Below are 24,767 nucleotides of genomic sequence, written 5' to 3' on the forward strand. Positions count from 1 at the left end.
CTCCATCAAGGCCTGAAACACCATGTCAATTAGAACGTATGTTTGATACCTTCCCCCGCGTCACAAAGGGTGATGGCGTGCACACGTTGAGGCAAAGGGGCCAAGTGGCCGCGTCGGATCCCGCTCGTTCCTGAACCAAGGAGTCGGATGATCCGGAAACGGCGCTGGTCTCTCAGAAGACACAGACGCGCTCGACGCATCTCGCTGGTGACGGCCTCTGTGGTGTTGCTCGGCCTGCTCGCGGTACCGACCGCCGCCGCCGACGGGGCCGCCGAAGGGCCCGTGGAGCCGATCCACCGGACCGCGCGCCAAAAGGTGGTGGACCTGTGGGCCACAGGTGGCGACGGGGTCAGGGCGGCAGCGGAAGCCGCTCTCCTCGGCGGCGGTGACGACATCGCCGCCTTCCTCGCCACGTACGAGGAGTTCCATACGCAGGATCTGCGGGTCGAGGCCGCGCAACTCACCGACCTGGGCGGGGAGAACACCCTGGCCGCTGTGCGACGGGCACTGGCCGGCTCCCAGAGGGACGTGGCCCAACTGGTCGAGGGCGGTTGGCTGGAACCGTTCGAGCAGGACCAGCGCGTGCGCGTGGCCCGCGCCGTCGACGCCGGTGGTCCCGAGGTGCAGGCGCGCGGCCGAGCGGCGCTCGGGGGTACGACCGAGGACGTGCAGGCGTTCCTGGACTCGGGGCTGACCGAGGCACAGCAACAGGACGACCGGGTTCTGGTCACCCAGCTCATCGCCGCGGGAGGAGCCCAGGTACGGGCCGCGGGCCGCCTCGCCCTAACGGGCACCGCCGACGACATCCGTGAGTTCCTCGACGTGGGGCAGTTCATCGCCCGCAGCCGCGACCAGGAGCACGCCACCGTCGCGGACCTGGCCGATCAGGCCGAACGGGCGGGCAAGCTGGCGGCCAAGGAGACCAAGGCCGCCGAGGACGCCTCCGCCGAAGCGGTCGAGGCGGCCGAGCTGGCCAAGGAGGCCGCGCAGCAGGCGGCGAAGGAGGCCGCGGCCACCAAGCAGGACTCGGCGGATGCCGCACGCGCGGCCGGCCGGGCAGCGAAGGCCGCCTCTTCGGCTGCCGTGGCGGCACAACGGGCCATCTCGGCGGCCAACTCCGCGAGCCGGTCCGCGCGCGTGGCCGCGCAGGCCGCCGCGCAGGCCGCAGCCGCGGCGGTCGGCGCCTCCAACGCCGCGTCCAACGCGCGTGGCGCAGCCGCCGCGGCGGCGACCGACGCCTCGAAGGCGGACGCGGCACGAAACGCCGCCGTCAAGGCCCGTGCGGCGGCCGAGGGAGCGACCAAGGCCGCTGACGCGGCGGATCAGGCGGTCAAGGCCGCCGGCGCCGCGGTACAGGCGGCGTCTTCGGCTGCGGGCGCCGGCGCGAACGCCGCCGCGGCGGCCGACGCCGCGGTCGTGGCGGGGCAGTACGCGGGTCAGAGCAGCACCGCGGCACAGCAGGCCCGGGCCGCAGCGGCGTCGGCTCACCGTCAGGCCGCGGAGGCCAATCGTGCCGCCGGTGCCGCCGAGTCGTTGGCCGGCCAGGCGGCCACGGCGGCCACCGAGGCACGCGACTCCGCCCGGTCCGCGGCAAGTCACGCGCGCAAGGCGGCGGACGCGGCCGAGGACGCCGCCGAGCACGCCGGTGAGGCCGCCGAGGCGGCGGAGCGGTCCACCGCACACGCCGAAGCGGCGGCGGAGGCCGCGGACGCCGCTTCCGGGGCCGCCGCGAAGGCGAAGACGGTGTACACCCTGGCCCGCAAGATCGAGGCCGAGGAGCTTCTCACCCGTACCAACGCCGGTATCGCCAAGGCACGCGACCTGAAGGCGGAGGAGGAGGCCGCCGGGAAGCAGCGCGCGGAGCAGGCGGCCGCGGTCGAGGAGGCTCGCGACAAGGCCACGGAACTCACCCGTCAGGCCCAGGAAGGCGCCTCCGACGACGAAGTCGCCGGACTGGGGCGGCAGGTCGCCCTGCTCGATCTGAGGCATGGCGGACCGTGGCTCCGGGCCGCCGCGCAGACGGCGTTGGGAGCGGACGCCGCGGGCGTGGTGGAGTACGTGGGCAGCGGCCGCGCCGACGCCCAGGCACAGGACGACCGCACCGAGGTCGAACGGCTGGCGGAGGAGAGTGCCGTCAAGGAGGTGCGGGACGCCGCCGAGGCCGCCTTGGACGGCGACGCCGCCGCGGTGAGCGCCTTCCTTCACGAGGGGCAGTACACGGCGGGCACCGAGGCGTTCCGCGTCGCGGTGGCCCAGGCGGCGGACGCCGGCGGACCCGTCGTCGGCGAGCGCGCACGGCAGGCACTGGGCACGGGGACGACCGCGGCCTACCGGACCTTCCTCACCAGCACCCTCGCCGAAGCGCAGGAGCAGGACGACCGGGTGACGGCCGCCCAGCTGATCGACACCGGTACCCCGGAGGTGAAGGCCGCCGCACGCATCGCTCTGGACGGCCCGGCCTACCTGCTTCACCGGTTCATCGAGTCCACCCAGTACACCGCCCAGCGCAAGGACCTGCTGGCTCTCACGCACGATCAGCAGGTGCAGCAACTCGTCGCCGAGGCGGCGATGGCGGGCGCGCAGGCGCAGAAGGACGCGGCGACCGCGAACGCCACCGCCGCCAAGGCCCGCAACGCCGCCGAGGACGCGCAGAAGTGGGCGGACAAGGCCAAGGACTCGGCAGACCTCGCCGCGTCCTACGCCACGGAGGCCGACCAGCACGCACGGGACGCGGAGGCGTCCGCACGGCAGGCGGCGGAGTCGGCCAGAACGGCACGCGCCGCGGCACAACGGGCCGACAAGTCGGCACACCAGGCCGCGGTCTCGGCCGCCGATGCCACGCTGTCCGCCAATCTGGCCCAGAACTCGGCCGGCTCGGCCTGGGCGTCGGCCCAGCAGGCCCGGGTCTCCGCGGAACGGGCTGGCAAGAGCGCCACGGAGGCGAAGGCGGCGGCCCTGGGGGCCCTGACCGCGACGATCACCAAGTACCGCGAGGAGGCGGAGCAGAGACGTCGTGAGGCCGTGGCCGAGAAGGAGGCCGCGGAGGCGCGGGGCACGACACCCGCGGAGTTGTACCGCTGCGGGCTGCTCGGCTGCGAGGCGCGGGACCATCCGGCGCGCTACTGCCAGCACAACGAGGTGATCTGTTCGCTCGCGGCGATCGGACCGGAAGCGGAAGCGGCCGGCAAGAGGCTCTGGGAGTTCGAGAAGGCCGTCCTCGGGCTCAGTGAGCTGGAGAACTGCGTACGGAAGGGCGATTTCAACTCCTGTGTGCAGCTGCACCAGGACGTGCTCATCTCGGCGAAGTTCCGGGCGCTGGGCGTGGCGACGAGAGCCTTGCGCGACCTGATGCGCGGCTGCACGCAGTGCTTCCTGCCCGGCACCCGGGTCCTGCTCGCGGACGGAAGCAGCACCCCCATCGAGAAGGTCCACGTGGGGGACCGGGTCCGGGCCACGGATCCCGTCACCGGCGAGACCGGCGCACGCCGGGTCGCCCAGCGGATCGTCACGGAGAAGGGCGACAAGCACCTCTCCGCGATCACCATTCGAGGCCCCACCGGGGACCTCGGGACGGTCACGGCCACCGAGGACCACCCGTTCTGGAGCCCGAGCTTCCGGTCCTGGGCACCGGCCGGAGCCCTGCGGCCCGGCGACACCCTGCGCACCGACGGCGGCACCGGGGCGACCGTCGTCGCCACCCGCTCCCTCGACCGGCGGACCAGCACCTACAGTCTCACCGTCGAAGGTCTGCACTCCTTCTACGTGCTGGCAGGCGGCACCCCGCTCCTGGTGCACAACTCGGAGTGCAAGGTACTGGTGCTGGGAGTCAAAGAGCACGTCGAGAGTGAGACCACCCGACTCAACGGCTACAACTTCATGGATCCGAAGCTGGAGGAAGTGGTCGGCACGCTACCCGATGGCACTCCATATACCGCGTGGATGGCGGAAGTCGAGAACGTGATGCGGCAAAATGGCAAGATCTCCGTTTCCTTGAAGGGGTTCGACCCTCCCGGCGGTTCCTATCAGGAGAAGTTCGACCTCGCCCTGAAGCAGGTCGAGGAAGGAAAGTGGCGGTCCACGGAGTGGGAGATGAGCCGCCTCGTCTTCCACAACCGGGTGGGGAATCTCGACTGGGACAACATCACCTGGTGGGGGGACAAGGGGGAGAAAATCACCATCGACGCACCGAAGGCGGGCTGACGATGATCACAACCGATTCCTTCTCCTCCGACCGGACCTTCACGGTGTGGCAGTACACGATCGCCCACCACTCCCGGGTCCTGCTGCGCAGCCCGCGGCGCACGGACCGTGACAGCCGGATCGACCTGCACGTGGGAGGAGTGTCGGCCATGTTCCTGCGCCCCTCCTACGAACGGATCACGATCCGTGAGGGCACGGAGGACGAGCGGCGCCGCGTGATCTCGCTTGTCGGCCCCGACCCGTTCGAGCGCGGACAGATCCTCCACATGATCGAAGGCGGTCACACGGCCGGCTTCGTCCTCGGAGGCCCTCTCCAGTACCACGAGAGCCACGCGTCGGACGACGAACCCTCCGGATTCCCTCCCATGCCCCCGACCGCATAGCGGTGGAGGCTCCGCGGCCCGGACCGGCACACCAGCGGTCCGGGCCGCGGCTCATGTCCCCACCTGTCCCCCCGTCCTCACGCGCCCCTGCGCGTCCTCACGAAGAAGCAACGGAAGACATGGCTGAGATTTTCCGCTCCGACCGGATCTTCACGCTCTGGCACTACACCGCGGCACACGGCAACCGCCTCCTGCTGCGTGCCAAGGCGGAAGCGGACGCACCCCGTATCGACCTGCACGTCGACGGCGTCGTCGGACTGCTGCTCGAACCGGTCTACCGCGGCCTGGTGATCCGCACCGGCACACCGGCGGAGGCCGAGCGGGTGAGGACCGAGTTCGGTGTCCCGGTCGACGCGAACGTCCGTCTGCACGTGATCGGCGCGGACGGGATGCGGGGGTTCGTCGTGGGCGGTCCCCTGCGGTGGCAGGAGGACGGGGGCGGCTCCCGCGACCCTTCCCCCTTCGGCCCGATTCCCGGCACCCCCTGACCGGACGATCACGACGCGGTCACGATCCCCCTGTTGACGGCTGACGCGCTCTTGCCGCCCTCACCCGCCTGGCGTACACCAGAGCGCACGGGACAGCGCCGAGCGTTCGACGAGGAACGAAGAACGGGGCAGTGATGCGCACGAGCAGCACCATCCGGACACGCGGAACCGTCAAGAGGGCCACCAGGATCTCCGCCACGCTGGCCGCGGGAGCCCTCGCGCTCTCGCTCACGGCGTGCGGCGGCGGGGACGACGACGGGGGCGGGGACAAGGGCGGCGAGGCCGGCGGCGACAAGCAGCCGGCCTCCTCCGTCACCCTCCCGAAGCTCGACGGCGAGAGCCTGGAGGTCGCCGCCGTCTGGACCGGGACCGAGCAGGAGAACTTCAAGAAGGTCCTCGCCGAGTTCGAGAAGCGCACCGGCGCCAAGGTGACCTTCGTGCCCGCCCAGGACCCGATCATCAACTTCCTCGGCTCGAAGATCGCGGGCGGCGCCCCGCCGGACGTGGCGATGCTGCCGCAGCCCGGCGCCATCAAGCAGGCCGTCGAGAAGGGCTGGGCCAAGCCGCTGGGCGCCGAGGCCGCCAAGGAACTCGGTGAGAACTACTCGCAGGGCTGGCAGGACATCGGCAAGGTCGACGGCAAGCAGTACGGCGTGTACTACAAGGCCGCCAACAAGTCCCTGATCTGGTACAACGCGCAGGTCTTCGAGAACGCGGGCGCCGCCGAACCGGGGACCTGGGACGAGTTGCTCACCACCGCCCAGACGATCTACGACTCCGGTGTCACACCGTTCTCGGTCGGCGGCGCGGACGGCTGGACCCTCACCGACTGGTTCGAGAACGTCTACCTCTCGCAGGCGGGCCCGGAGAAGTACGACCAACTCGCCCAGCACGAGATCAAGTGGACGGACCCCTCCGTGAAGGAGGCCCTGACCACGCTCGCCCAGATCTGGGGCAAGAAGGACTTCGTCGCCGGCGGCGCGTCCGGCGCGCTCCAGACGGAGTTCCCGGCGTCGGTGACGCAGACGTTCACCGGCGGCGACCAGCCGAAGGCGGGCATGGTCTTCGAGGGCGACTTCGCCCAGGTCAACATCGGTGAGACCGACGCGAAGGTCGGCACGGACGCGAAGGTGTTCCCGTTCCCGGCCGTCGGCGGCACCGCGCCGGTGGTGTCCGGCGGCGACGCGGCCGTGATCCTGGAGGACTCCGAGGCGGCGCAGGCGCTGGCCACCTGGCTGGCCTCGCCGGACGCGGCGGCGATCCAGGCGAAGCTCGGCGGGTTCCTCTCGCCCAACAAGAGCATCGACTCCTCGGTGTACCCGAACGAGGTGCAGAAGAAGATCGCCGAGGCGCTGGTCGCGGCCGGGGACGACTTCCGCTTCGACATGTCGGACCAGGCCCCGCAGGCCTTCGGCGGCACCCCGGGCAAGGGCGAGTGGAAGACGCTGCAGGACTTCCTGAAGAACCCGAAGGACGTCGCGGGCGCCCAGGCGAAGCTGGAGGCGGACGCGGCCGCCGCCTACGGAGGCTGACGCGATGACGTCGGCCACGGCGGCGGGGACCCCACCGGACCCCGCCGCCCCCAAGACACCCAAGACACCCAGGACACCCAGGACGCCCAAGTCACCCACGTCGCGCGGGAGCGTGACCGGCACCCGCGGGTCCGTGGCCGCGCTGTTCCTGCTGCCCGCCCTGGTGCTGCTCGGCGCGCTCGTGGTCTACCCGATCGGCTACTCGCTGATCCGCAGCTTCTACGACCAGTCCGGCGACTCCTTCGCCGGTTTCGACAACTACGAGGCGCTGTTCACCAACGACGGCATCCGCACCGCCCTGAAGAACAACATCATCTGGGTGGTGTTCGCGCCGACGGTCGCCACCGCCCTCGGTCTGATCTTCGCGGTGCTGACCGAACGCATCCGCTGGGGCACGGCGTTCAAGCTGGTCGTCTTCATGCCGATGGCGATCTCCATGCTCGCGGCGGGCATCATCTTCCGTCTGGTGTACGACCAGAACCCGGACAAGGGCGTCGCCAACGCGGTGTGGGTCGGGGTGCACGACACGTTCGCGGAGTCGTCGGCGTTCCCCAAGGCGCACCCGGGCCGTGACTCGCCGCTGGAGCCCGCCGGCGGCGGCGCGTTCATCACGAAACAGCCGGTCGGCCTCGGCACCCCGGTCGTCCTGCCCCTCGTGGGCGTCGCCCCCGACACGATGCCGGACGGCGCGAGGAAGGCGGTGGCCGCCGAGCCCGAGGACGGCCGGGTCACCGGCACCACCTGGCAGGACTTCACCCGCGGCAAGGGCGTGGGGAAGCTGGGCGGCGTCGACGCGGCCGAACTGGGCTACGCCGGGATGAAGATCGAGGCGGTCAAGGACGGCGAGGTCGTCGCGACGGCCACGGCGGCCGGGGACGGCACCTTCACGCTGCCCGCCGCGGCCGACGGGGCACTGCTCAGACTGCCCGCCGACAACTTCAAGGAGCCCTACAACGGCCTGAACTGGCTCGGCCCCTCCCTCGTCACCCCGGCGATCATCGGATCGTACGTGTGGATGTGGGCGGGCTTCGCGATGGTGCTGATCGCGGCGGGCCTGGCCGGGATGCCCCGGGAGCTCCTGGAGGCCGCCCGGGTGGACGGCGCCAACGAGTGGCAGGTCTTCAGACGGGTCACGGTGCCCCTGCTGGCACCGGTCCTCGCGGTCGTCGTCGTCACCCTGATGATCAACGTGCTGAAGGTCTTCGACCTGGTCTTCATCATCGCCCCGGGCTCCTCCCAGGACGACGCGAACGTGCTGGCCCTGGAGCTGTACCGCAAGGGCTTCGCCTCCGACCAGCCCGGCGTCGCCAGCGCCATCGCGGTGTTCCTGCTGCTCCTGGTCATCCCGGTGATGTGGTTCAACGTACGGCGACTCCGGCGGGAGGTGCGGCGATGACCGCGGACACGGGTGCCCTCACCCCGGCGGCCACCCAGCCGCCCGAGACCGTCGTCAAGGCCAGGCGGTCCCTCGGGTCCCGGCTCGCCGAGGCGGTCAGCGGCGGGCTCGTCCGGGTGTTCCTGATCGTGGTGGGCCTGTTCTGGCTGGTCCCGACGATCGGTCTGCTGCTGTCCTCGCTGCGCACACCCCGGGACATGGCGGCGAGCGGCTGGTGGGAGGTCTTCACCAAGCCGTCCCAGCTGACCTTCCAGAGCTACGAGGAACTGCTCAGGAACGGCGACATCACCTCGTCCCTCCTCAACACCGTGATGATCACGGTCCCGGCGACGGTCCTGGTCGTGGTCATCGGGTCGCTGGCCGGATACGCCTTCGCGTGGATGGACTTCCCCGGCCGCGACTGGTGGTTCCTGGCGGTGGTCGGCCTGCTCGTCGTGCCGGTGCAGGTCGCGCTGATCCCGATCGCCGAACTCTTCGGCAAGATCGGCCTGTTCGGCTCGGTCGTCGGCGTGGTCCTCTTCCACACCGGCTTCGGTCTGCCCTTCGCGGTGTTCCTGCTGCGGAACTTCTTCGCGGAGATCCCGCGGGAGCTGCTGGAGGCCGCCCGCCTGGACGGAGCGGGTGAACTGCGGCTGTTCGCCCGGGTGGTGATGCCGCTCGGCGGTCCCGCGATCGCGAGCCTCGGCATCTTCCAGTTCCTGTGGGTGTGGAACGACATGCTGGTCGCGCTGATCTTCTCGGACTCCGGGAGCCAGCCGATCACGGTCGCCCTGCAGACCCAGGTACGGCAGTTCGGCAACAACATCGACGTACTGGCGCCGGGAGCGTTCATCTCCATGGTGATCCCGCTGGCCGTGTTCTTCGCGTTCCAGCGCCAGTTCGTCTCCGGCGTGATGGCGGGCGCTGTCAAGTAGCCGATGCGGCAACACCCTTGAGAGGGGCGGTCCGGACACCGGGCCGTCCCTCTCATCCGTACGGGTACGGCGTCCCCCGAATGCCGCGGGGGCCGTAACCAAGTCGCTCCCCCGGCCGTTGCCGGGCCGAGCGCCCGCACCGACCCCGCCGACCCATGGATGTCCCCCGTGCCCAGGTTCAGTGTCATCGTTCCCGCGTACCGGGTTCAGGCGTATCTGCACGCGTGCCTGGAGTCGGTGCTGGCCCAGTCGTACCCGGACTTCGAACTGATCGTGGTCGACGACGGCTCGCCGGACGCCTGCGGCGCGATCGCCGACGAGTTCGCGGCCCTCGACCCGCGCGTCCGTGTCGTCCGCCTGCCGCGCAACGAGGGCCTGGGCCCCGCCCGCAACGCGGGAATGGCACGCGCGGGCGGCGACTACCTGGTCTTCCTCGACGGCGACGACACCCTCACCCCGGGCGCGCTGCGGGCCGTGGCCGACCGGATCAAGGAGACCGGCGGCCCGGACGTCCTGGTCTACGACTACGCGCGCACGTACTGGACCGGCGAGACCGTCCGCAACCAGGCCGCCGCGCACCTCACCGAGCAGGGCCCGGCGCCGTTCCGGCTCACGGACCGGCCGGGGCTGCTGAAGCTGCTGATGGTGGCCTGGAACAAGGCGGTGCGCCGGGAGTTCGCCGAGCGCGAGGGCCTCACCTTCCCGCCGGGCTACTACGAGGACACCCCGTGGACGTACCCGGTCCTGATGACGGCGGGGTCCGTCGCCACCCTCGACCGGGTCTGCGTGCACTACCGGCAGCGCCGGCGCGGCAGCATCCTGGGCACGCCGAGCGAGCGCCACCTGGACGTCTTCGACCAGTACGACCGCGTCTTCGCGTTCCTGGAGTCCCGCGAGTCCCGCCCCGGGACGCACCCCGACCCGGCCCGCTGGCGGCCCCTGCTGTACCGCCGGATGGCCGACCACCTGACGACGGTGTACACCCGCCCCGACCGCCTCCCGCGTTCCCTGCGCGCCGAGTTCCTGCGCCGGGCCCGCGTCCACTGCCGCCGCTACCGGGTCCCCGGCGCCCCCGCCCCGCTGCCCGTCCGGCTGCGCCACGCCCTGCTCCGCCTCGGCCTGCGCCGCACCTACGCGGCGCTGCGCCTCGCGTCGGCCCTGCGCCGCCGTACGGCGAACGGCACCACGGCGCTGCTGAACGCCGTCCGGGCCGGCGCCCTCCGCCTGCACTACCGGGTCCAGCGCTGCCTCCCGCTGCGCGCCGACCGTGCCGTCTTCGCCGTCGAGGGGAACCGGGGGTACGGCCGCGATCCGGGCGCGCTGGAGGAGGCGTTCCGCCGCCTCGCGCCGCACGTGCGCACGGCGTGGGCCGCCGACCCCGCGCACCACCACACCGTCCCGCCCGGCACCCGGCGCCTGACCCCCGGCACGGCCGCCCACTGGACGGCCCTGGCCCGCTCCCGCTACCTGGTGCGCGACTCGGCCTTCGACCCGGGGCTGCTCAGGCGCCGTGGCCAGGTCCTGGTGCAGACGCAGGCCGGGACGCCCCTGAAGCACATGGGCCTGGACCTCCAGGAGCGCCCGGCGGCCGCCCACGGCACCGACTTCGCCCGGCTGCTGCGCGACGTCGACTCCTGGGACCACGTGGTCTCCGCCAACCGCCACTCCACCCTGACCTGGGAACGCGTCCACCCCGGCGACTGGACCACCCTGGAGTACGGCCAGCCGCGCACCGACGTCCTCCAGCGGGCGACGGCCGCCGACGTGGCCCGGCTGCGCGAGACCCTCGGCATCCCCGAGGGCACGGTCGCGATCCTGTACGCGCCCACCCACCGCGACTACCGGCGCACCCAGCGCGCCGCCCTGGACCTGGAGCGTGTCGTGCGCCGCCTCGGCCCGCGCTTCATGGTGCTGGCCCGCGCCCACCCCCGCCACGGCGGCCCCCTCGCGGCGTCCGGCGGCCGGGTCCTCGACGTCGGCGACCATCCGCACGTGGAGTCGCTGTGCCTGGCCTCGGACGCCCTGGTCACCGACTACTCGTCCCTGATGTTCGACTACGCGGGCCTGGACCGCCCGGTCGTGATCCACGCGGCCGAGCCCGAGGCGTACGAGGCGGCCCGCGGCACCTACTTCGACCTGCGCTCCTTCCCGCCGGGCGCGATCGCGCGGGACGAGGACGAACTGATCGCGGTGTTCGCGGGCGGCGACTGGCACGGCGCCCGGGCCGCCCGGCTCAGGGCCGCCTTCCGCGAGCGGTTCTGCCCGTACGACGACGGCCGCGCCGCCGACCGCGTCGTGCGCCGGGTCGTCCTGGGCGAGACGGACCTCCCGCCCGTCGTACCGCTCGCCGCGCGCCGCCCCGCGCCCTCGGCCGCCTCCCTGGGCCCCGTCGCCCCGCTTCCGTCCGCCGTGCCCGCCCTCCGGGCGGACGACGCGAACGCGGCGACAGGAGACCCGGCGCGTGCCCCGCTGACCACGGTGCCGCAACCCGCGGGCCCCCGCACCGTCACCGACAGCCTCTGACCGCCGTTTGCCCACTGGGAGTCCGCATGCCCCGCAGTTCGTCGCGGCCCACCCCGACCCGGCCGTCCACGCGGCGGCCGACGGGGCGGCCGGGCCGCCGGCCCGGCCTGCGGGGGACTCCCGTCGGACCGGGACAGGTCTGACCAGGACTTCGAGAGAAAGAGCAGTATGCCCCGCTTCAGCATCATCGTCCCGTCCCATGGGGTCGCGGGGCGGCTCTCCCCGGCACTGGACTCGGTCCTCGCCCAGTCCTTCGGCGACTTCGAGCTGATCCCGGTCTGCGACGGCCCGGACTCCACCGCGGCGGGCGTCGCCGCGGAGCACGCCGAGCGGGACTCGCGGGTGACGCCCGTGCACTCACCGCCGTCGGCCGGTCTCGCCGGGGCGCGCAACACCGGGATGCGGGCGGCGACCGGCGCCTACCTGCTGTTCCTCGACGGCGACGACGTGCTCGTGCCGGGCGCGCTGACGGCCCTGGACGCGCGGCTGGCGGACACCGGCGGCGTGGACGTGCTGTACTTCGAGCACGAGCGGGTGCCCTGGTGGGAGGGCGAGGCCACCAATCCGGCCGCCCCGCTGCTGGCGAAGGCACCGGACGGCGCCTTCTCCCCCGGCCGCGCCCCGCACCTCACCGGCGTGCACCTGCCCGCGTGGAGCGCGGTCCACCGCCGTACCTTCCTCACCGAGCGCCGGCTGGAGTTCCCCGGCGGGCACTTCACGGACGTCGGCTTCGGCGCACTGGTGGCGGCGCGCGCCGAGCGGGTGGCGGTGCTGCGGTCCGTGGTCGTCCGGCATCTGGTGCGGCGCCAGGGCAGCCGGCTGAACCTGCCGGGCGAGCACCACGCGGAACTGCTCGACCAGGCGGAGCTGGCGCTGACCCACGCCGCCGAGCACGGGCTGCCGGCCGAGCGGCGCGGCCCGCTGTTCGAGCAGCTGTTCGCCGCGGTCCTGAAGACGGCCACCCATCCCCGGCGCCTGACGCGCCGGGGGCGCCGTGCCTTCTACCGCCGGGCGAGCCGCCTGTACCGGCGCCACCGCCCCGCCGGGTTCCGGCCGCCGGGCGGACGGCTGGGCGTGCAGCACCGGCTGCTGGCGTCGGGGTCGTACACCGGATTCCGCGCCCTGCGCGCCGCCAACCGGGCCGCGACCGGCGTACTGCGGCGCCTGCCGTGGCCCCGGGGGCTGCGCACCCGCCTGCGATACCGCCGCCACCTGCGCCGCCCGCTGGATCCCCACCTCGTCGTGTACTGCGCCTACTGGGGCCGCGGCTACGCCTGCAACCCGGCCGCGATCCACGCCAAGGCCCGCGAACTCGCCCCGCACCTGCGGTCGGTGTTCCTGGTCGAGCCGGACCAGGCGCACACGGTCCCGGCGGGTGTCGAGCACGCCGTCATCGGCGGCCGGCGCTACTGGGAGGTGCTGGCCCGTGCCACGTACCTGGTGAACAACGCCAACTTCGCCGAGGGGGTCGTCAAGCGCCCCGGCAGCGTGCACCTGCAGACGCAGCACGGCACGCCGCTGAAGACGATGGGCGTGGACCAGTCGACGTACCCGGTGGTGGCGGCGGCCAGCGGCAGCTTCACCAAGCTTCTTGGCCGGGTGGACCGCTGGGACTACAACCTGTCCGCCAACCGGCACTCCACCCAGATGTGGGAGCGCGCCTTCCCCGGCTCCTACGAGCACCTGGAGTACGGCTATCCCCGCAACGACGTCTACTGCACGGCGAGCGCCGAGGACGTGGCCCGCGTCCGGCGTGAACTGGGCGTGCCGGAGGGGAAGACGGCCGTCCTGTACGCGCCGACGCACCGGGACTGGGAGACCGGCTCCGGCGCGGGCGGACCGGACCTGGAGGCGTTCTGCGAGGCGGCCGGCGAGGACGTGGTGGTGCTGCTGCGCGCCCACTACTTCTACGACCGGGGAGGGAAGCGGGCCCGCACCGGCCGGATCATCGACGTGACCGCGCACCGCTCCTCCGAGGACGTGTGCCTGGCCGCGGACGTGCTGGTCACCGACTACTCGTCCATCATGTTCGACTACGCCAACCTGGACCGCCCGATCGTCGTGTACGCCGACGACTGGGACGTCTACCGGGAGACCCGCGGCGTCTACTTCGACCTGATGGCGGCGCCGCCGGGGCCGGTGGCGCGGACGCCGGAGGAGCTGGCCCGCGTCTTCCGCGACGGCACGTACGCGGGCCCCGAGGCGGCGGCGCTGCGGGCGGCGTTCCGGGAGCGGTTCTGCGAGTTCGACGACGGCCGGGCCGCCGAGCGCGTCGTGCGCCGGGTGCTGCTCGGCGAGCCGCCCGAGGCGCTGCCGCCCGTGGTCCCGCTCGCGAAGCGCGTCCCGGCCCCCGCCGCCACCCTCGTAAGGAGCTGACCCCGCCGTGCCCCGCTTCAGCGTCATCATCCCCTGCTTCAAGGTGCAGGGTTTCCTGCGCGAGTGCCTCGACTCGGTGCTGGACCAGTCCTTCCGGGACATCGAGGTGATCGCCGTCGACGACTGCTCCCCGGACGGTTCGGGGGCGATCCTGGACGAGTACGCGGCCCGCGACGACCGGGTGCGCGTGCTGCACCTGGAGGAGAACGTGGGCCTCGGCCGGGCCCGCAACGCCGGGATGCCGCTCGCCGGCGGCGACTACCTCTTCTTCCTCGACAGCGACGACACCCTCACCCCGGGCGCCCTGCGTGCCATGGCAGACCGGCTCGCGGAGACGGAGGCCCCGGGCACCCCCGACGCCCCGGACGCCCGCACCGCCCCGGACGTGTTGGTGTTCGACTACGCGCGCACCTACTGGTGGGGCGGCACCCGGCGCAACGCCCTGGCCCGGGTGCTCGCGGAGGCGGGTGACGGCCCGTTCACGGCGGCCGGGCACCCGGAGATCCTCGACCTGCTGATGGTGGTGTGGAACAAGGTCTACCGGCGCGACTTCGTCGAGCGGGAGGGCTTCGCCTTCCCCCCGGGCTACTACGAGGACACGCCCTGGACCTTCCCGGTCATGTTCAGCGCGGAGCGGATCGTCGCGCTGGACCGGATCTGCCTGAACTACCGCCAGCGCCGCCAGGGCAACATCCTGTCCACGACCAGCCGCAAGCACTTCGACGTCCACGCCCAGTACGAGCGGGTCTTCGCCTTCCTGGACGCCCGCCCCGAACTGGCGTCCCGCTGGCGGTCCTTCCTGCACGCCAAGATGGGCGAGCACTGCCTGGACATCCTGTCCAAGCCGGACCGGCTGCCGCCGTCCGACAAGGCCGAGTTCTTCCACCGCACCGCCGAGATGTTCCGGACGTACCGGCCCGAGGGCGCCGAGACCCCGGCCGAACTGCGCGTCCTGGAGCACGCGTACGGCGCCTACCGGCTGCGGCGGCAGTCGGGGCGGGCGGCGCGGGAGCTGGAGCGCCGGACGCGGCAGGTGCGCGGCGCGGCGGCGGGCCCTGCGCCGGGCCGCGACCGCGGTGCGGCCCCGCCGTTCGCTGGACCCGGACCTCGTCGTCTACTCGGCGTTCTCCCACCGGGGTGTGCTCGGCGACCCGGCGGCGATCGACCGCGCGGCCCGTGAACTCGCCCCGCATCTGCGCGGGGTGTGGGTGGTCCGCGACGAGGAGTGCGCGGCGGACCCGGCCCTGCTGCCGCCGGGCACCGAGCACGTGATCCTGGGCAGCGCGGCCTACCGCCGGGTGACCGAGCGGGCGGCGTTCCTGGTGAACAACGTCAACTGGCCCGGCGCGGTGGCCAAGCGGGACGGCAGTGTCCACATCCACACCCACCAGGGCACTCCGCTCAAGTACATGGGCGTCGACCTGCTGCACCGGCCCGGCGCCCGGCACGGCCTGGACGTGCCGCAGATGCTGCGCCGGGCCGACCGCTGGGACCACAGCCTGGTCGCGGGCCGGTACGCGGAGCGGATGTGGGAGCGGGCGTACCCCTGCCACTTCGCGTCCGCGCGCACCGGCAGCCCGCGCAACGACGTCCTGGTGAACGCGGGTCCCGAGGACGGCCGCCGGGTCCGCGAGCGGCTCGGCGTGCCCGACGGCCACACCGTCGTGCTGTACGCGCCGACGCGTCGCGACCACCGGCGGGGCGGGCTCGTCGAGCGCGTCGACGTGGCCCGGCTCGCGGCCGACCTCGGCGACGGTCACACCCTGGTGGTCCGCCTGCACCCGTCCCTCGCCACCGGTCCGGCCCGCGGCCTGGGCCTCACGGAACTGCACCGGCGGGGCGTGGTGATCGACGCGACGGACGAACCGCACGTGGAGGAGCTGATGCTCGCCTCCGACCTGCTGATCACCGACTACTCGTCCCTGATGTTCGACTACGCCCTCCTGGACCGCCCGGTCGTGGTCCACGCCGACGACTGGGACACGTACGCGGCGAGCCGCGGCGCCTACTTCGACATCACCCGCGAGGCGCCCGGGCACGTCTCGCGCTCCTACCGGGAGCTGGCGTGGCTGCTGGCGTCCGGGGCGTGGCGGGACGAGGAGGCGGCGCGGCTGCGGGCGGCGTTCCGGGCCCGGTACTGCGAGTACGAGGACGGCCGGGCCGCCGAGCGGGTGGTGCGGACGCTGCTGCTGGGCGAGCCGATGCCCGCGCCGGAGCCGTCCGGCGTGCCCGGGGCCCGTGCCGTCCCGTCGGGTCGCGACCTGCTGACCTCCACGTGAGACCCCGCAGCTGGGTGCTGGTCCTGGCCGCCGTGTTCGCCGTGCTCCAGCTCGCGAACGTCACCGGCCGGGACACGCCCGACACCAAGAACTACCTGTCGTACGCGCTGAGTCTGACCGGGGCGGGCAAGCGCGAGGCGGCGGCGGCCACCATCGACTACGTGTGCGCGAGCCGGGCGGGGCGGGCCCGCCGGGACCAGAGCGTGCACGTGGTCCGCTTCCACCGCCCGGACCCCACCGACGAGGTGGTGGCCGAGTGCCGGGCGCGGGAGTGGGCGGCGGTCCGGCCGCGGCTGGCGGCCGGGCAGACCGGCGGCCACACCGTGCCGTACATGTCCGAGCGCTTCATGCGGATCTTCGAGGCGCGGCCGGGCTATCCGGTGTTCCTGATGCCGTTCGTGCTGGCTTTCGGGGTCACGTGGGGCCTGTGGGCGGCGGGTGTCGTCCTCGCGTGCGCGGGTGGCGTCCTGGCCTTCCTGATCCTGCGGACGCTGGCGGTGCCGGTGCCGCTCGCGCTGTCCGGGCAGGCGCTGTACTACGTGCTGCCGTGCGGGACGACCGCGATGCGCCCGATGACCGAGGGGCTGCTGCTGGCGCTGACCCTGGCGGCGGTGTGGGGCTGCGCGCTGGTGCTGCGGGCGGGACGCACGCGCTCCGGGCTCGCCCTGGTCGCCGGGTCGCTGCTCGCCCTGTTCACGGTCAAGCACTCCCAGGCGCTGTTCCTGGGCCTGTGCCTCGCGGCGGCGGGCACGGTCCTCGCCCTGCTGCGGCACCGGCGGCGTCGGCGGCGGGAAGGTCGCGGGCCCCGTCGGGCGGTGGCGCTCGCGGCCGTGGGCCTGGCCGGCGCGGCCGTCACGGTGCTGCTGGCGCGGCTGCTGCACCACCCCTCCGAGGCGGACAGCCTCCAGGACCTGCTCACCGGCCACTTCGCCCGTCCCGACCGGGAGCGCCCGTGGGCGGAGTTCTGGCAGTTGCAGGGGAACTTCTGGGTGGAGTGGCTGCGCCGGCAGGCGTGGCAGCCGCTGTTCGTGGCGGCGCTGGGCGCCGGGGCGTGGGGTGCGCTGCGGCGCGGGGGCGCGGTCGGCGGCTTCCTGGTGGCGGCGGCGTTCACGGGGATCCTCACCCAGGCCGGGCACCCGGACATCAACATCTGGGGCGACCGGCTGATCGTCCTGGCGTGGCTGCTGCCGGTGGTGGGGGTGCCGCTGCTGCTCGCCCCCGCGGTGCGGCGGGACGGCCGGGTGCCGCTGCCGACACGGGGGCGGCCGGACCGCGTCGGGGCGACCGGCTGAGCATCACCCGTTGAGGTGACTTGTGGTCATGGGCCCGACTCCGCCGGGAACATACCGCAAATGTCCAGGATGTCCCACCCCTCGATCATTCCGTGAGCGCCGACGCCCTCGTCCGGCGGCCCGTGCGCGGCGCGACGGCGCTGCGCGGGGGCCGCGTCTGGCGCCCCACCCCGTACCAGGCCGCCGGTCTCCTCTTCTTCCTCGTGACGACGCTGGCGTACTGGGCGGTCCCGCTGTGCTGCGACGCCGGTCAGCACGCCGCCGTCGTGGAACGCCTGAAGGACGACCTGCTCCACCCCCGCCACCCGATGGCCGACCTGCCGGGCGAGGGCAGCGCGTACTACTCGCCGTACGCGCTGACCCAGGGCGTGTTCGCCCGGCTGACGGGGCTGGGCGGCTGGGAGGTGGTCAGGCTCGCCGGGCCGCTGAACCTGCTGGTGCTGCTGACCGGGCTGAACCGCTTCGTCCGGGCGCTGACCCCGCGGCCGTGGGCGCCGGTGCTGGCGCTGGGCGCGATGACGCTGCTGTGGGGCACCGAGCGGGCCTGGTGGAGCGGCTACCTCGGGCTGATGTCGATGACGGGCAACCTCGGCTATCCGTCGACGTTCGCGATCGGACTGACCTTCTGGGCCTGGGCGCTGACCGGGGCGCGGGCGCGCGACGAACGCCGGGTGCGGTACGTGGGGCCGAGCGGGCTGCGCGGGCTTCCCGGGTACGCGGGGCTCGGCGCCCTCTACGGCCTGGTCCTCCTGGTCCACCCGATCACCTCGATGGCGGCGGTGCTCGGCGCGGTGGCGCTGGTGGCCGGGTGGCAGCGCGGGTGGCGCGGACCGGTCGCGGGGCGGTGGGCGCTGACGGGGGCCGTGGCGGTGGCGACGGCGGCGGCCTGGCCGTACTTCGACGTGTTCGCCCTGGCGGGCGACGACAGCGTGGACGCGATGCACCGGGTGCTGTACCTCGACCTGCCCGGCGAGTTCTGGCTGGCCCTGCTCGGCCTGCCCGCCCTGTGGGTACGGGGGCGCCGCTCGCCGCGCGACCCGCTGGTGCTGATGTTCGCGCTGGACTGCGCGGTGGTGGCGTACGGCTGGTTCAGCGGGCACTACACCTACGGCCGGATCCTCGGGCTGACGCTGGTGCCGTTGCAGTTCGCCCTGGCGGTGGAGCTGGCGGCGCCCCGGCCGTGGGCGCGGTGGCGGGCCGCGCTGGGCTGGACCGCGACGGCCGGTGCGCTGCTGGGGTTCCTCACGGTCCACGCGGGGGCGGTGGTGCCGCGCGCCCTGGACCCGGTCGGCTTCGAGCAGCCGCCGCGGTGGCCGTCGTACGCGTGGGCCGCCCGGTACATCGGCCCCGGCGAGGTCGTGATCACCGACGGCTACTACGCCGGGCACACCATCGCCGGGTACGGGCCGAACCTCGCGGCGCCCGCCTGGCCGGACCCGTCGCTGGACGAGCGGGAGCGCGGGCGGCGGGTGGCCGGCGTCGAGGCGTACCTCGCCCCCGGTTCGACCCGCGCCGAGCGCGCCGCCGTCGTCCGCCGCTACCACGTCCGGTGGCTGCTGCTGACGCGCTGGCACCCGGTGCCCGAGGAGGCGGTGGTCGTGGCGTGGAGCGAACGGACGGGCGAGGTGCTGGCGCGGGTCGGGTGAGCGCCCCGCGGGCGGGTTACTCGATGACGAGGTCGACGGGGATGTTGCCGCGGGTGGCGTTGGAGTAGGGGCAGACCTGGTGGGCCTGCTCGACCAGCTTGCGGCCGGTCTCCGCGTCGAGGCCCTCGGGCAGCTCGACCCGGAGGGTGACGGCGAGCGCGAAGCCCTCGCCCTGCTTGCCGATGCCGACCTCGGCGGTCACCGCGGCGTCGCTGACGTCGACCTTCGCCGCGCGGCCGACCACGCCGAGGGCGCTGCCGAAACAGGCGGCGTATCCGGCGGCGAACAGCTGCTCGGGGTTGGTGCCCTGTCCGTTGCCGCCCATCTCGACGGGGATGCCGAGCGCGAGGTCGAGCGTGCCGTCGGAGCTGACGGTGCGGCCGTCGCGGCCGTGGGTGGCGGTGGCGGCGGCGGTGTAGAGCGCGTCCATGGGAACCGTCCCTTTCAGGTGGGGCTGCGTGCCTGACAGACGCAAGTAGAGCACGCCATTTGATTGAACGCAACTTGATTGTGCACAACTAAATGACGGGCAAGTCCTGTCGGCTACCCTGGACGGCATGACGACGCCCGCGACCGACTGGCTCCGCCTGGACCAGCAGATCTGCTTCTCCCTGAACGCCGCCTCGCGCGCCTTCGGCGGCGTCTACCGCGTGGTCCTCAAGGACCTGGGGCTGACCTATCCGCAGTACCTGGTGATGCTGGTGCTGTGGGAGCACGGCGAGCTGCCCGTGAAGAGACTCGGCGAGCACCTCCGCCTCGACTCCGGCACGCTGTCGCCCCTGCTCAAGCGGCTGGAGGCGGCAGGCCTGGTCCGGCGTGAGCGCAGCACGCGCGACGAGCGTTCGGTGGAGGTGCGGCTGACCGGCGAGGGCGCGGCGCTGCGCGGGCGGGCCGTCGAGGTGCCGCGCCGGATCGCCGCGGCGACCGGCCTGGACCTCGCGGAGATCGAGGACCTGCGCGCCCGCCTCGACCGGCTCACGGCGGCCATGGACGCCTACGGCACCGATCCGGCCCCGGGCCCGTCCTGACGGTGGCGGGCGTCCGCAGGGCGCCGCGATGCAGGATCATGGCCACCAAGGACCACCGACGAGGAGGACGGCCGCAATGACCTGGCTGATCACCGGCGGCGCCGGATACATCGGGGCGCACGTCGTACGGGCGATGACCGAGGCGGGCGAGCGGACGGTCGTGTACGACGACCTGTCCTCGGGGATCGCCGAGCGCGTGCCCGACGGGGTCCCGCTGGTGGTGGGCTCGGTCCTGGACGGCGAGCGGGTCGCGCGCGCCCTGGCCGACCACTCCGTCACCGGCGTGGTGCACACGGCCGCCAAGAAGCAGGTCGGCGAGTCGGTGGACCTCCCGCTGCACTACTACCGGCAGAACGTCGAGGGCCTGCGCGTCCTGCTGGACGCGGTCACGAAGGCCGACGTCCCGTCCTTCGTCTTCTCCTCCTCCGCCGCCGTGTACGGCATGCCCGACGTCGACCTGGTGACCGAGGAGACGCCGTGCGTGCCCATGTCGCCGTACGGCGAGACCAAGCTGGCCGGCGAGTGGCTGGTCCGGGCCACCGGCAGGGCCACGGGTCTGTCCACGGCCTCGCTGCGCTACTTCAACGTCGCGGGCGCGGCGAGCCCGGAGATGGCCGACACCGGCGTCCACAACCTCGTCCCGATGGTCTTCGAGAAGCTCACGGCGTCCGAGGCGCCCCGGATCTTCGGCGACGACTACGCGACGCCGGACGGCACCTGTGTGCGCGACTACATCCACGTCGTCGACGTGGCCGAGGCGCACGTGGCCGCGGCCCGCGCCCTGCGGTCCTCCCCCGGCCGCTCCCTCACCCTCAACATCGGCACGGGCGAGGGCGTCTCCGTCCGCGAGATGATCGACCGCATCAACGCCCTCACCGGCCGCGACCAGCCCCCGACGGTCACCCCCCGCCGCCCCGGCGACCCGGCCCGCGTCGTCGCCTCCGCCGACCGCGCCGCCGCGGAGCTGGGCTGGAAGGCCAGGTACGACGTCGAGGACATGATCACGTCGGCGTGGGCGGGCTGGGTGCGGCTGCACCCGGAGGCGGCGCGGGCCTGACGCCCGGGGCGCCCCGCGGGTCCGGTCCGCGGGGCGCCGGGGCTTGGTCACCCGGACGAGGAGAGCTGCTCGCGCACCCACGCCGGGTCGGGGTTGGTGTACGGCCGGCCCGCCACCAGGACCGTGGGCACCGTCTCGTTGCCGTCGTTGGCGGCGCGCACGAGCGCCGCGCCGTCGCCGTCCCGCCAGATGTCGACCCAGTACAGCCGCCGCGCCCCGCGCCCCAGCCGGACGCGCATCCGCAGGCAGTACGTGCAGCCCGGCCGCCAGAACACGACCGGCCGGCCGTCGACGGCACTGCGACGCCGCGCCTCCAGCGCGCCGATCGACCTCGGGAAGACCAGCGGCGAGATCAGCGCCGCCAGCAGCGCGAACGCCGCTAGCAGCACGGCGGCGGCGCCCGGACGCCCCTGGACCACCTGCCCGGTCGCCGCGCCCGCTCCGGCGACCAGGAGCAGCGCCGGTCCCGCCCACACCCGTCTCGTGCCCCGCCTCTCCGGCCCGTTCACCGGACCCGGTCCTGGGCCGCACGCCGGTCGGCCTCCCGGGCCGCCCGCTCCAGCCGGCCGCGGTGGTCCTCCCACCAGGCCGCATCCCCCGGCGCCACGCCGACGTTGCCCTCGCTCATCCCCACGGCACCGTCCATGAGCTCCCGGACGATGTCGGCATGCCCGGCGTGCCGGTGGGTGTCGGCGATCACGCGGGTCACGGCGTGATGCAGCGTCACCTCGTCCTTCCCGTCGGCCCACCAGGGCACCCGGCCGACCGTGTCCAGCGCCAGCGCGTCGATCGTCGCGTCCGCGTGGGCCCACGCCCGGCGGTACAGCTCCACGACGTCCTCGCGTGACTCGTCGGCGGTGACCCACATGTCCGCGTTGGCCTCGGCACCGTCCTCCAGCCAGGGCAACGGTTCGCCGGACGGCCGCCCGAAGGTGTCGCCGAGATACCCCAACTCCACACCGGCGGCGTGCTTCACCAGCCCCAGGAGGTTGGTGCCGGTCGGTGTCGCCGGGCGACGGACGTCGTACTCCGAGAGCCCTTCCAGCTTCCAGAGCAGCGCGTCGCGTGCGCACTGGAGGTAGAAGCGGAGATCGGTCTTGGCAGCCGTCGATGTCATGACGCCAGTCTCCCGCACCCGAAACCGCGCTCCGCGTCCGCGGCGCTGCCGTGCTGCCGTGCTGCCGTGCTGCCGTGCTGCCGTGCTGCCGTGCTGCCGTGCTGCCGTGCTGCCGTGCTGCCGCACAGGATCCTCCGGAAGGCACCCTGCGCAGCCACATGGTCCGTCAGGACGGCACGCGTCGTGACTCGGTGTACTACAGCCTGCTCGCGGACGAGTGGCCGTCGGTCCGCGACACGTTGCTCGCCAGGGTCGCGGCCAAGGAGCGGCACGTCACAGCGCGATGAGCCCGGCCGCCGTGGTCCGGAATCCGCACGCGTCGAGGTAGAACGCGCGCAGGTGGTCCTCGAAGTCGACGTGGAGCCACTCGCACCCGGCCGCACGGGCGTGTTCGGCGGCGACCTCCACCAGTCGGGTGCCGACCCCGCGGGAGCGGTGGTCGCGGGCCACCACCGTGTCCAGGAGGAAGGCGTGGTCTCCCCCGTCCCAGGCGACGTTGACGAAGCCGGCCAGTGCCCCGTCCTCGCCCGCGCAGACCCAGCCGAGGCTGTGCCGTTCCAGTCGGGTGCGCCAGTCGGTCCCGGTGGCCGGGTGGCCGAAGCCGTCGGCGTGCAGGGCGTCGAGGGCGGCGTTGTCGAGGTCTCCCCGCCACCGGTAGGTGATGGTCACGGCACGAGCGTAGTGCGGCGTTCTCCGGGAAGAGCCGAATATCCGTGCGGGACGCTCCGGTCGCGCCTCACACTGCGGGCATGGACAAAGAAGCGGGCACGTACGACCTGTTGCTCCTCGGCGGTGGCTCCGGCGTCGGCAAGAGCACCGTCGGCTGGGAGGTGTCCGCGCTGCTGCGGGACGCCGGGACCGCGCACTGCCTGATCGAGGGGGACTGCATGGACCAGATCCACCCCGCCCCTGGCGGAGACCCGCACCGCACGGCGATCACGGAGCGGAACATCGCGGCGGTGTGGGCGAACTACGCGGCGCTCGGGCAGCGTCGGCTGATCTACACCAACACCGTCAGCATCCTCGAGGCGCCGATGATCGGCCGGGCCATGGGCGGGGACGAGGTCAGGGTGACGTGCGTGCTGCTGACCGCCGAGGAGGCCACCGTGCGGCGACGGCTCGCCGGGCGCGAGACCGGGTCGCAGCTCGGCGTCCACATCGAGCGGAGTCTGCGCACGGGGCGGCGGCTGGCCGAGGAGGCACCCGTGGGCACGGTGCGCGTGCCCACGGACGGACGGGCGGTGCCGGACATCGCGGCGCAGGTGGTCCGGCTCACCGCCTGGTGAGCGGGGCCCGCCCGGTCACAGGGGCCGCACGAAGGGCGCCCGCCACTGCGGCGAGGGGTCGGAGCCCAGCGCCGTCCAGTACTCCCGGCCGCCGGTGATCGTGCCGTCCCGGACCGTCCACAGCGACACCACCCGGTGGACGCCCATCGTCTCGTGCGGGACCTCCACCTCGGAGACCACGGCCTCGCCGTCGGCCACGACGCGCAGCACCTCGATCGACCAGCCCTCCGGATACCGGGCGTTGACGGCGACGAAGTCCGCGCGGCCCTCGATCCGCTCGGCGCTGACCGGCCACTCGACCACCAGGTCGTCGGCGAGGAGCGCGCCGAGGCCCTCCCAGTCCCGGGCCTGCATGCGGGTCCAGAACGCGTGGACGACCGCCGTGGGTTCTCTCTGTTCCATCGGGGCATCCTGGCAGGGGCCACTGACAGTGCGGCTCCGGCTCAGAGCGCCTTCAGGCCCTCCGCCGTCGCCCGTGCCAGCGACCCGAGGTAGCCCTTGGGCAGCTTCGCGCTGCGGACGACCACCGAGCGCCAGTACAGCGGGCCCGAGATCAGGTCGAGCGCGAGGTCGGCGTCGACGGCGGGGCCCAGCTCACCGCGTTCCGCGGCCGCCGCGAGGATCTTGCTGGCGACGCCGTCCTGGCCCTCGCGCAGCGTCTTCTGCAGCACCTCGGCGATGTCGGGGTTGCGGGCCGCCTCCGCCTGGAGGTCGGGGATGATCTGCGAGGCCACCGGGTGGCGCAGGGCGCGGGACGTCACCTCGTAGAGCAGGCGCAGGTCGCCCTCCAGGGAGCCGGTGTCCGGCGCGGGCAGGCCCTGGACGGCGAGCGCGGAGACGATGTCGAGCACCAGGTGCAGCTTGGAGCGCCAGCGCCGGTAGACGGCGGTCTTGCCGACGCCCGCGCGGCGCGCGATGCCCTCGATGGACATGCGCGCGTAGCCGACCGCCGCGAGCTCCTCGAAGACCGCCGCCCGGATGGCCTCCGTCACGTCCTCGCGGAGCACCGCCGCCCCGGCGGGGGCCCGGCGGCGCGGGCGCGGCGGCGGCTCGGCGGCGGCGTTGGTCGTCATACGGGTCAAGCATAGGGCGTCACGACGAAACGGTTGCGTTCCGACGTCCTCTCGGCCTACGCTCACGTCACGACGATACGGTCCCGTCCCGACGTGAGTGAACGCGTACGGACGCCCAGGTGAACGACGGGCCTCCCCCTCTCGCCCACCTCACCCCCTCCCCCCGAGCGAAAGCAC

General features: G+C 73.4%; 20 protein-coding genes and 1 pseudogene. 15 read left to right on the plus strand and 6 right to left on the minus strand.

Translation table 11 applies throughout. The annotated features are described in order from the left end of the window. Nucleotides 1-207 precede the first annotated feature (207 nt). The 11 genes and pseudogenes from BJ961_RS31860 (at nt 208) to BJ961_RS31910 (ending at nt 19,029) form a co-directional block, all read left to right on the plus strand. The gene (locus tag BJ961_RS31860; protein WP_271416228.1) at nt 208-4,200 is read left to right on the plus strand and encodes a polymorphic toxin-type HINT domain-containing protein; all 3,993 of its coding nucleotides are present in this window, start codon (nt 208-210) and stop codon (nt 4,198-4,200) included. A 2-nt stretch (nt 4,201-4,202) separates the two neighbouring features. Beyond that, nucleotides 4,203-4,583, plus strand: a complete 381-nt coding sequence (locus tag BJ961_RS31865; RefSeq protein WP_271416229.1) for a hypothetical protein — start codon at nt 4,203-4,205, stop codon at nt 4,581-4,583. 119 nt (nt 4,584-4,702) lie between these two features. Continuing rightward, nucleotides 4,703-5,071, plus strand: coding sequence for a hypothetical protein (locus tag BJ961_RS31870; RefSeq protein WP_271416230.1), 369 nt, complete (start codon nt 4,703-4,705; stop codon nt 5,069-5,071). Nucleotides 5,072-5,205: 134 nt separating this feature from the next. Next, entirely contained in the window at nt 5,206-6,603 is a 1,398-nt protein-coding gene (locus tag BJ961_RS31875) for an ABC transporter substrate-binding protein (RefSeq protein WP_271416231.1), read from the plus strand. A 4-nt stretch (nt 6,604-6,607) separates the two neighbouring features. Further along, a complete protein-coding gene (locus BJ961_RS31880; RefSeq protein ID WP_271416232.1) occupies nt 6,608-7,999 on the plus strand; it encodes a carbohydrate ABC transporter permease in 1,392 nt (463 codons plus the stop codon). Next, on the plus strand, nt 7,996-8,913 hold the full coding sequence (locus BJ961_RS31885; protein ID WP_271416233.1) for a carbohydrate ABC transporter permease: 918 nt from the start codon (nt 7,996-7,998) through the stop codon (nt 8,911-8,913). The genes BJ961_RS31880 and BJ961_RS31885 overlap by 4 nt, the downstream gene beginning before the upstream one ends. Before the next feature lie 168 nt (nt 8,914-9,081). Beyond that, the gene (locus tag BJ961_RS31890; protein ID WP_271416234.1) at nt 9,082-11,436 is read left to right on the plus strand and encodes a bifunctional glycosyltransferase/CDP-glycerol:glycerophosphate glycerophosphotransferase; all 2,355 of its coding nucleotides are present in this window, start codon (nt 9,082-9,084) and stop codon (nt 11,434-11,436) included. Nucleotides 11,437-11,604: 168 nt separating this feature from the next. Further along, nucleotides 11,605-13,812: a bifunctional glycosyltransferase/CDP-glycerol:glycerophosphate glycerophosphotransferase gene (locus BJ961_RS31895; protein ID WP_271416235.1), complete on the plus strand. Its 2,208-nt coding sequence runs from the start codon at nt 11,605-11,607 to the stop codon at nt 13,810-13,812. A 7-nt stretch (nt 13,813-13,819) separates the two neighbouring features. After that, nucleotides 13,820-16,091 (plus strand): annotated as a pseudogene (locus BJ961_RS31900) (bifunctional glycosyltransferase/CDP-glycerol:glycerophosphate glycerophosphotransferase). Next, nucleotides 16,088-17,383 (plus strand): hypothetical protein, encoded by a 1,296-nt coding sequence (locus BJ961_RS31905; RefSeq protein ID WP_271416236.1) that lies wholly within the window; start codon nt 16,088-16,090, stop codon nt 17,381-17,383. The pseudogene BJ961_RS31900 and the gene BJ961_RS31905 overlap by 4 nt, the downstream one beginning before the upstream one ends. A 92-nt stretch (nt 17,384-17,475) precedes the next feature. Next, a complete protein-coding gene (locus tag BJ961_RS31910; protein ID WP_271416237.1) occupies nt 17,476-19,029 on the plus strand; it encodes a hypothetical protein in 1,554 nt (517 codons plus the stop codon). A gap of 16 nt (nt 19,030-19,045) precedes the next feature. On the opposite strand, the gene BJ961_RS31915 is transcribed toward BJ961_RS31910, so the two are convergent. Further along, a complete protein-coding gene (locus BJ961_RS31915) occupies nt 19,046-19,459 on the minus strand; it encodes an organic hydroperoxide resistance protein (RefSeq protein WP_271416238.1) in 414 nt (137 codons plus the stop codon). 127 nt (nt 19,460-19,586) lie between these two features. On the opposite strand from BJ961_RS31915, the gene BJ961_RS31920 reads away from it, so the two are divergent. Together BJ961_RS31920 and galE are read left to right on the plus strand one after the other, a co-directional pair. After that, complete coding sequence (locus tag BJ961_RS31920) at nt 19,587-20,057, plus strand: MarR family winged helix-turn-helix transcriptional regulator (RefSeq protein WP_271416239.1); 471 nt, start codon at nt 19,587-19,589, stop codon at nt 20,055-20,057. Nucleotides 20,058-20,133: 76 nt separating this feature from the next. After that, the gene (galE, locus tag BJ961_RS31925) at nt 20,134-21,114 is read left to right on the plus strand and encodes a UDP-glucose 4-epimerase GalE (RefSeq protein ID WP_271416240.1); all 981 of its coding nucleotides are present in this window, start codon (nt 20,134-20,136) and stop codon (nt 21,112-21,114) included. 47 nt (nt 21,115-21,161) lie between these two features. Here the strand turns inward: galE and BJ961_RS31930 are convergent, their stop codons facing one another. Both BJ961_RS31930 and BJ961_RS31935 read right to left on the minus strand, forming a co-directional pair. Then, a complete protein-coding gene (locus BJ961_RS31930; protein WP_271416241.1) occupies nt 21,162-21,623 on the minus strand; it encodes a thioredoxin domain-containing protein in 462 nt (153 codons plus the stop codon). Beyond that, the gene (locus BJ961_RS31935) at nt 21,620-22,231 is read right to left on the minus strand and encodes a DinB family protein (RefSeq protein ID WP_271416242.1); all 612 of its coding nucleotides are present in this window, start codon (nt 22,229-22,231) and stop codon (nt 21,620-21,622) included. Before BJ961_RS31935 ends, BJ961_RS31930 begins: the two co-directional genes overlap by 4 nt. Before the next feature lie 158 nt (nt 22,232-22,389). Between BJ961_RS31935 and BJ961_RS31940 the strand changes: the two genes are divergently transcribed. Continuing rightward, the gene (locus BJ961_RS31940) at nt 22,390-22,518 is read left to right on the plus strand and encodes a hypothetical protein (protein ID WP_271417291.1); all 129 of its coding nucleotides are present in this window, start codon (nt 22,390-22,392) and stop codon (nt 22,516-22,518) included. Here the strand turns inward: BJ961_RS31940 and BJ961_RS31945 are convergent. Next, the gene (locus BJ961_RS31945; protein ID WP_271416243.1) at nt 22,505-22,900 is read right to left on the minus strand and encodes a GNAT family N-acetyltransferase; all 396 of its coding nucleotides are present in this window, start codon (nt 22,898-22,900) and stop codon (nt 22,505-22,507) included. The two genes, BJ961_RS31940 and BJ961_RS31945, sit on opposite strands and share 14 nt — an antisense overlap. A gap of 80 nt (nt 22,901-22,980) precedes the next feature. Here BJ961_RS31945 and BJ961_RS31950 point away from each other — a divergent pair, with 80 nt between their 5' ends. Continuing rightward, nucleotides 22,981-23,517, plus strand: coding sequence for a hypothetical protein (locus BJ961_RS31950; RefSeq protein WP_271416244.1), 537 nt, complete (start codon nt 22,981-22,983; stop codon nt 23,515-23,517). Nucleotides 23,518-23,532: 15 nt separating this feature from the next. On the opposite strand, the gene BJ961_RS31955 is transcribed toward BJ961_RS31950, so the two are convergent. Then, the gene (locus BJ961_RS31955; protein ID WP_271416245.1) at nt 23,533-23,919 is read right to left on the minus strand and encodes a nuclear transport factor 2 family protein; all 387 of its coding nucleotides are present in this window, start codon (nt 23,917-23,919) and stop codon (nt 23,533-23,535) included. Nucleotides 23,920-23,960: 41 nt separating this feature from the next. Next, a complete protein-coding gene (locus tag BJ961_RS31960) occupies nt 23,961-24,590 on the minus strand; it encodes a TetR/AcrR family transcriptional regulator (RefSeq protein ID WP_271416246.1) in 630 nt (209 codons plus the stop codon). Nucleotides 24,591-24,767: the final 177 nt, after the last annotated feature.

The organism is Streptomyces lienomycini (assembly GCF_027947595.1).
GTDB lineage: Bacteria > Actinomycetota > Actinomycetes > Streptomycetales > Streptomycetaceae > Streptomyces > Streptomyces lienomycini.

What these genes read in the sequence shown, in the direction of transcription:
- BJ961_RS31865 (WP_271416229.1), top strand. Translation starts at nt 4,203, where the DNA reads ATGATCACAACCGATTCCTTCTCCTCCGACCGGACCTTCACGGTGTGG.
- BJ961_RS31870 (WP_271416230.1), top strand. Translation starts at nt 4,703, where the DNA reads ATGGCTGAGATTTTCCGCTCCGACCGGATCTTCACGCTCTGGCACTAC.
- BJ961_RS31875 (WP_271416231.1), top strand. Translation starts at nt 5,206, where the DNA reads ATGCGCACGAGCAGCACCATCCGGACACGCGGAACCGTCAAGAGGGCC.
- BJ961_RS31880 (WP_271416232.1), top strand. Translation starts at nt 6,608, where the DNA reads ATGACGTCGGCCACGGCGGCGGGGACCCCACCGGACCCCGCCGCCCCC.
- BJ961_RS31885 (WP_271416233.1), top strand. Translation starts at nt 7,996, where the DNA reads ATGACCGCGGACACGGGTGCCCTCACCCCGGCGGCCACCCAGCCGCCC.
- BJ961_RS31895 (WP_271416235.1), top strand. Translation starts at nt 11,605, where the DNA reads ATGCCCCGCTTCAGCATCATCGTCCCGTCCCATGGGGTCGCGGGGCGG.
- BJ961_RS31915 (WP_271416238.1), bottom strand. Translation starts at nt 19,459, where the DNA reads ATGGACGCGCTCTACACCGCCGCCGCCACCGCCACCCACGGCCGCGAC.
- BJ961_RS31920 (WP_271416239.1), top strand. Translation starts at nt 19,587, where the DNA reads ATGACGACGCCCGCGACCGACTGGCTCCGCCTGGACCAGCAGATCTGC.
- galE (WP_271416240.1), top strand. Translation starts at nt 20,134, where the DNA reads ATGACCTGGCTGATCACCGGCGGCGCCGGATACATCGGGGCGCACGTC.
- BJ961_RS31935 (WP_271416242.1), bottom strand. Translation starts at nt 22,231, where the DNA reads ATGACATCGACGGCTGCCAAGACCGATCTCCGCTTCTACCTCCAGTGC.
- BJ961_RS31940 (WP_271417291.1), top strand. Translation starts at nt 22,390, where the DNA reads ATGGTCCGTCAGGACGGCACGCGTCGTGACTCGGTGTACTACAGCCTG.
- BJ961_RS31950 (WP_271416244.1), top strand. Translation starts at nt 22,981, where the DNA reads ATGGACAAAGAAGCGGGCACGTACGACCTGTTGCTCCTCGGCGGTGGC.
- BJ961_RS31955 (WP_271416245.1), bottom strand. Translation starts at nt 23,919, where the DNA reads ATGGAACAGAGAGAACCCACGGCGGTCGTCCACGCGTTCTGGACCCGC.
- BJ961_RS31960 (WP_271416246.1), bottom strand. Translation starts at nt 24,590, where the DNA reads ATGACGACCAACGCCGCCGCCGAGCCGCCGCCGCGCCCGCGCCGCCGG.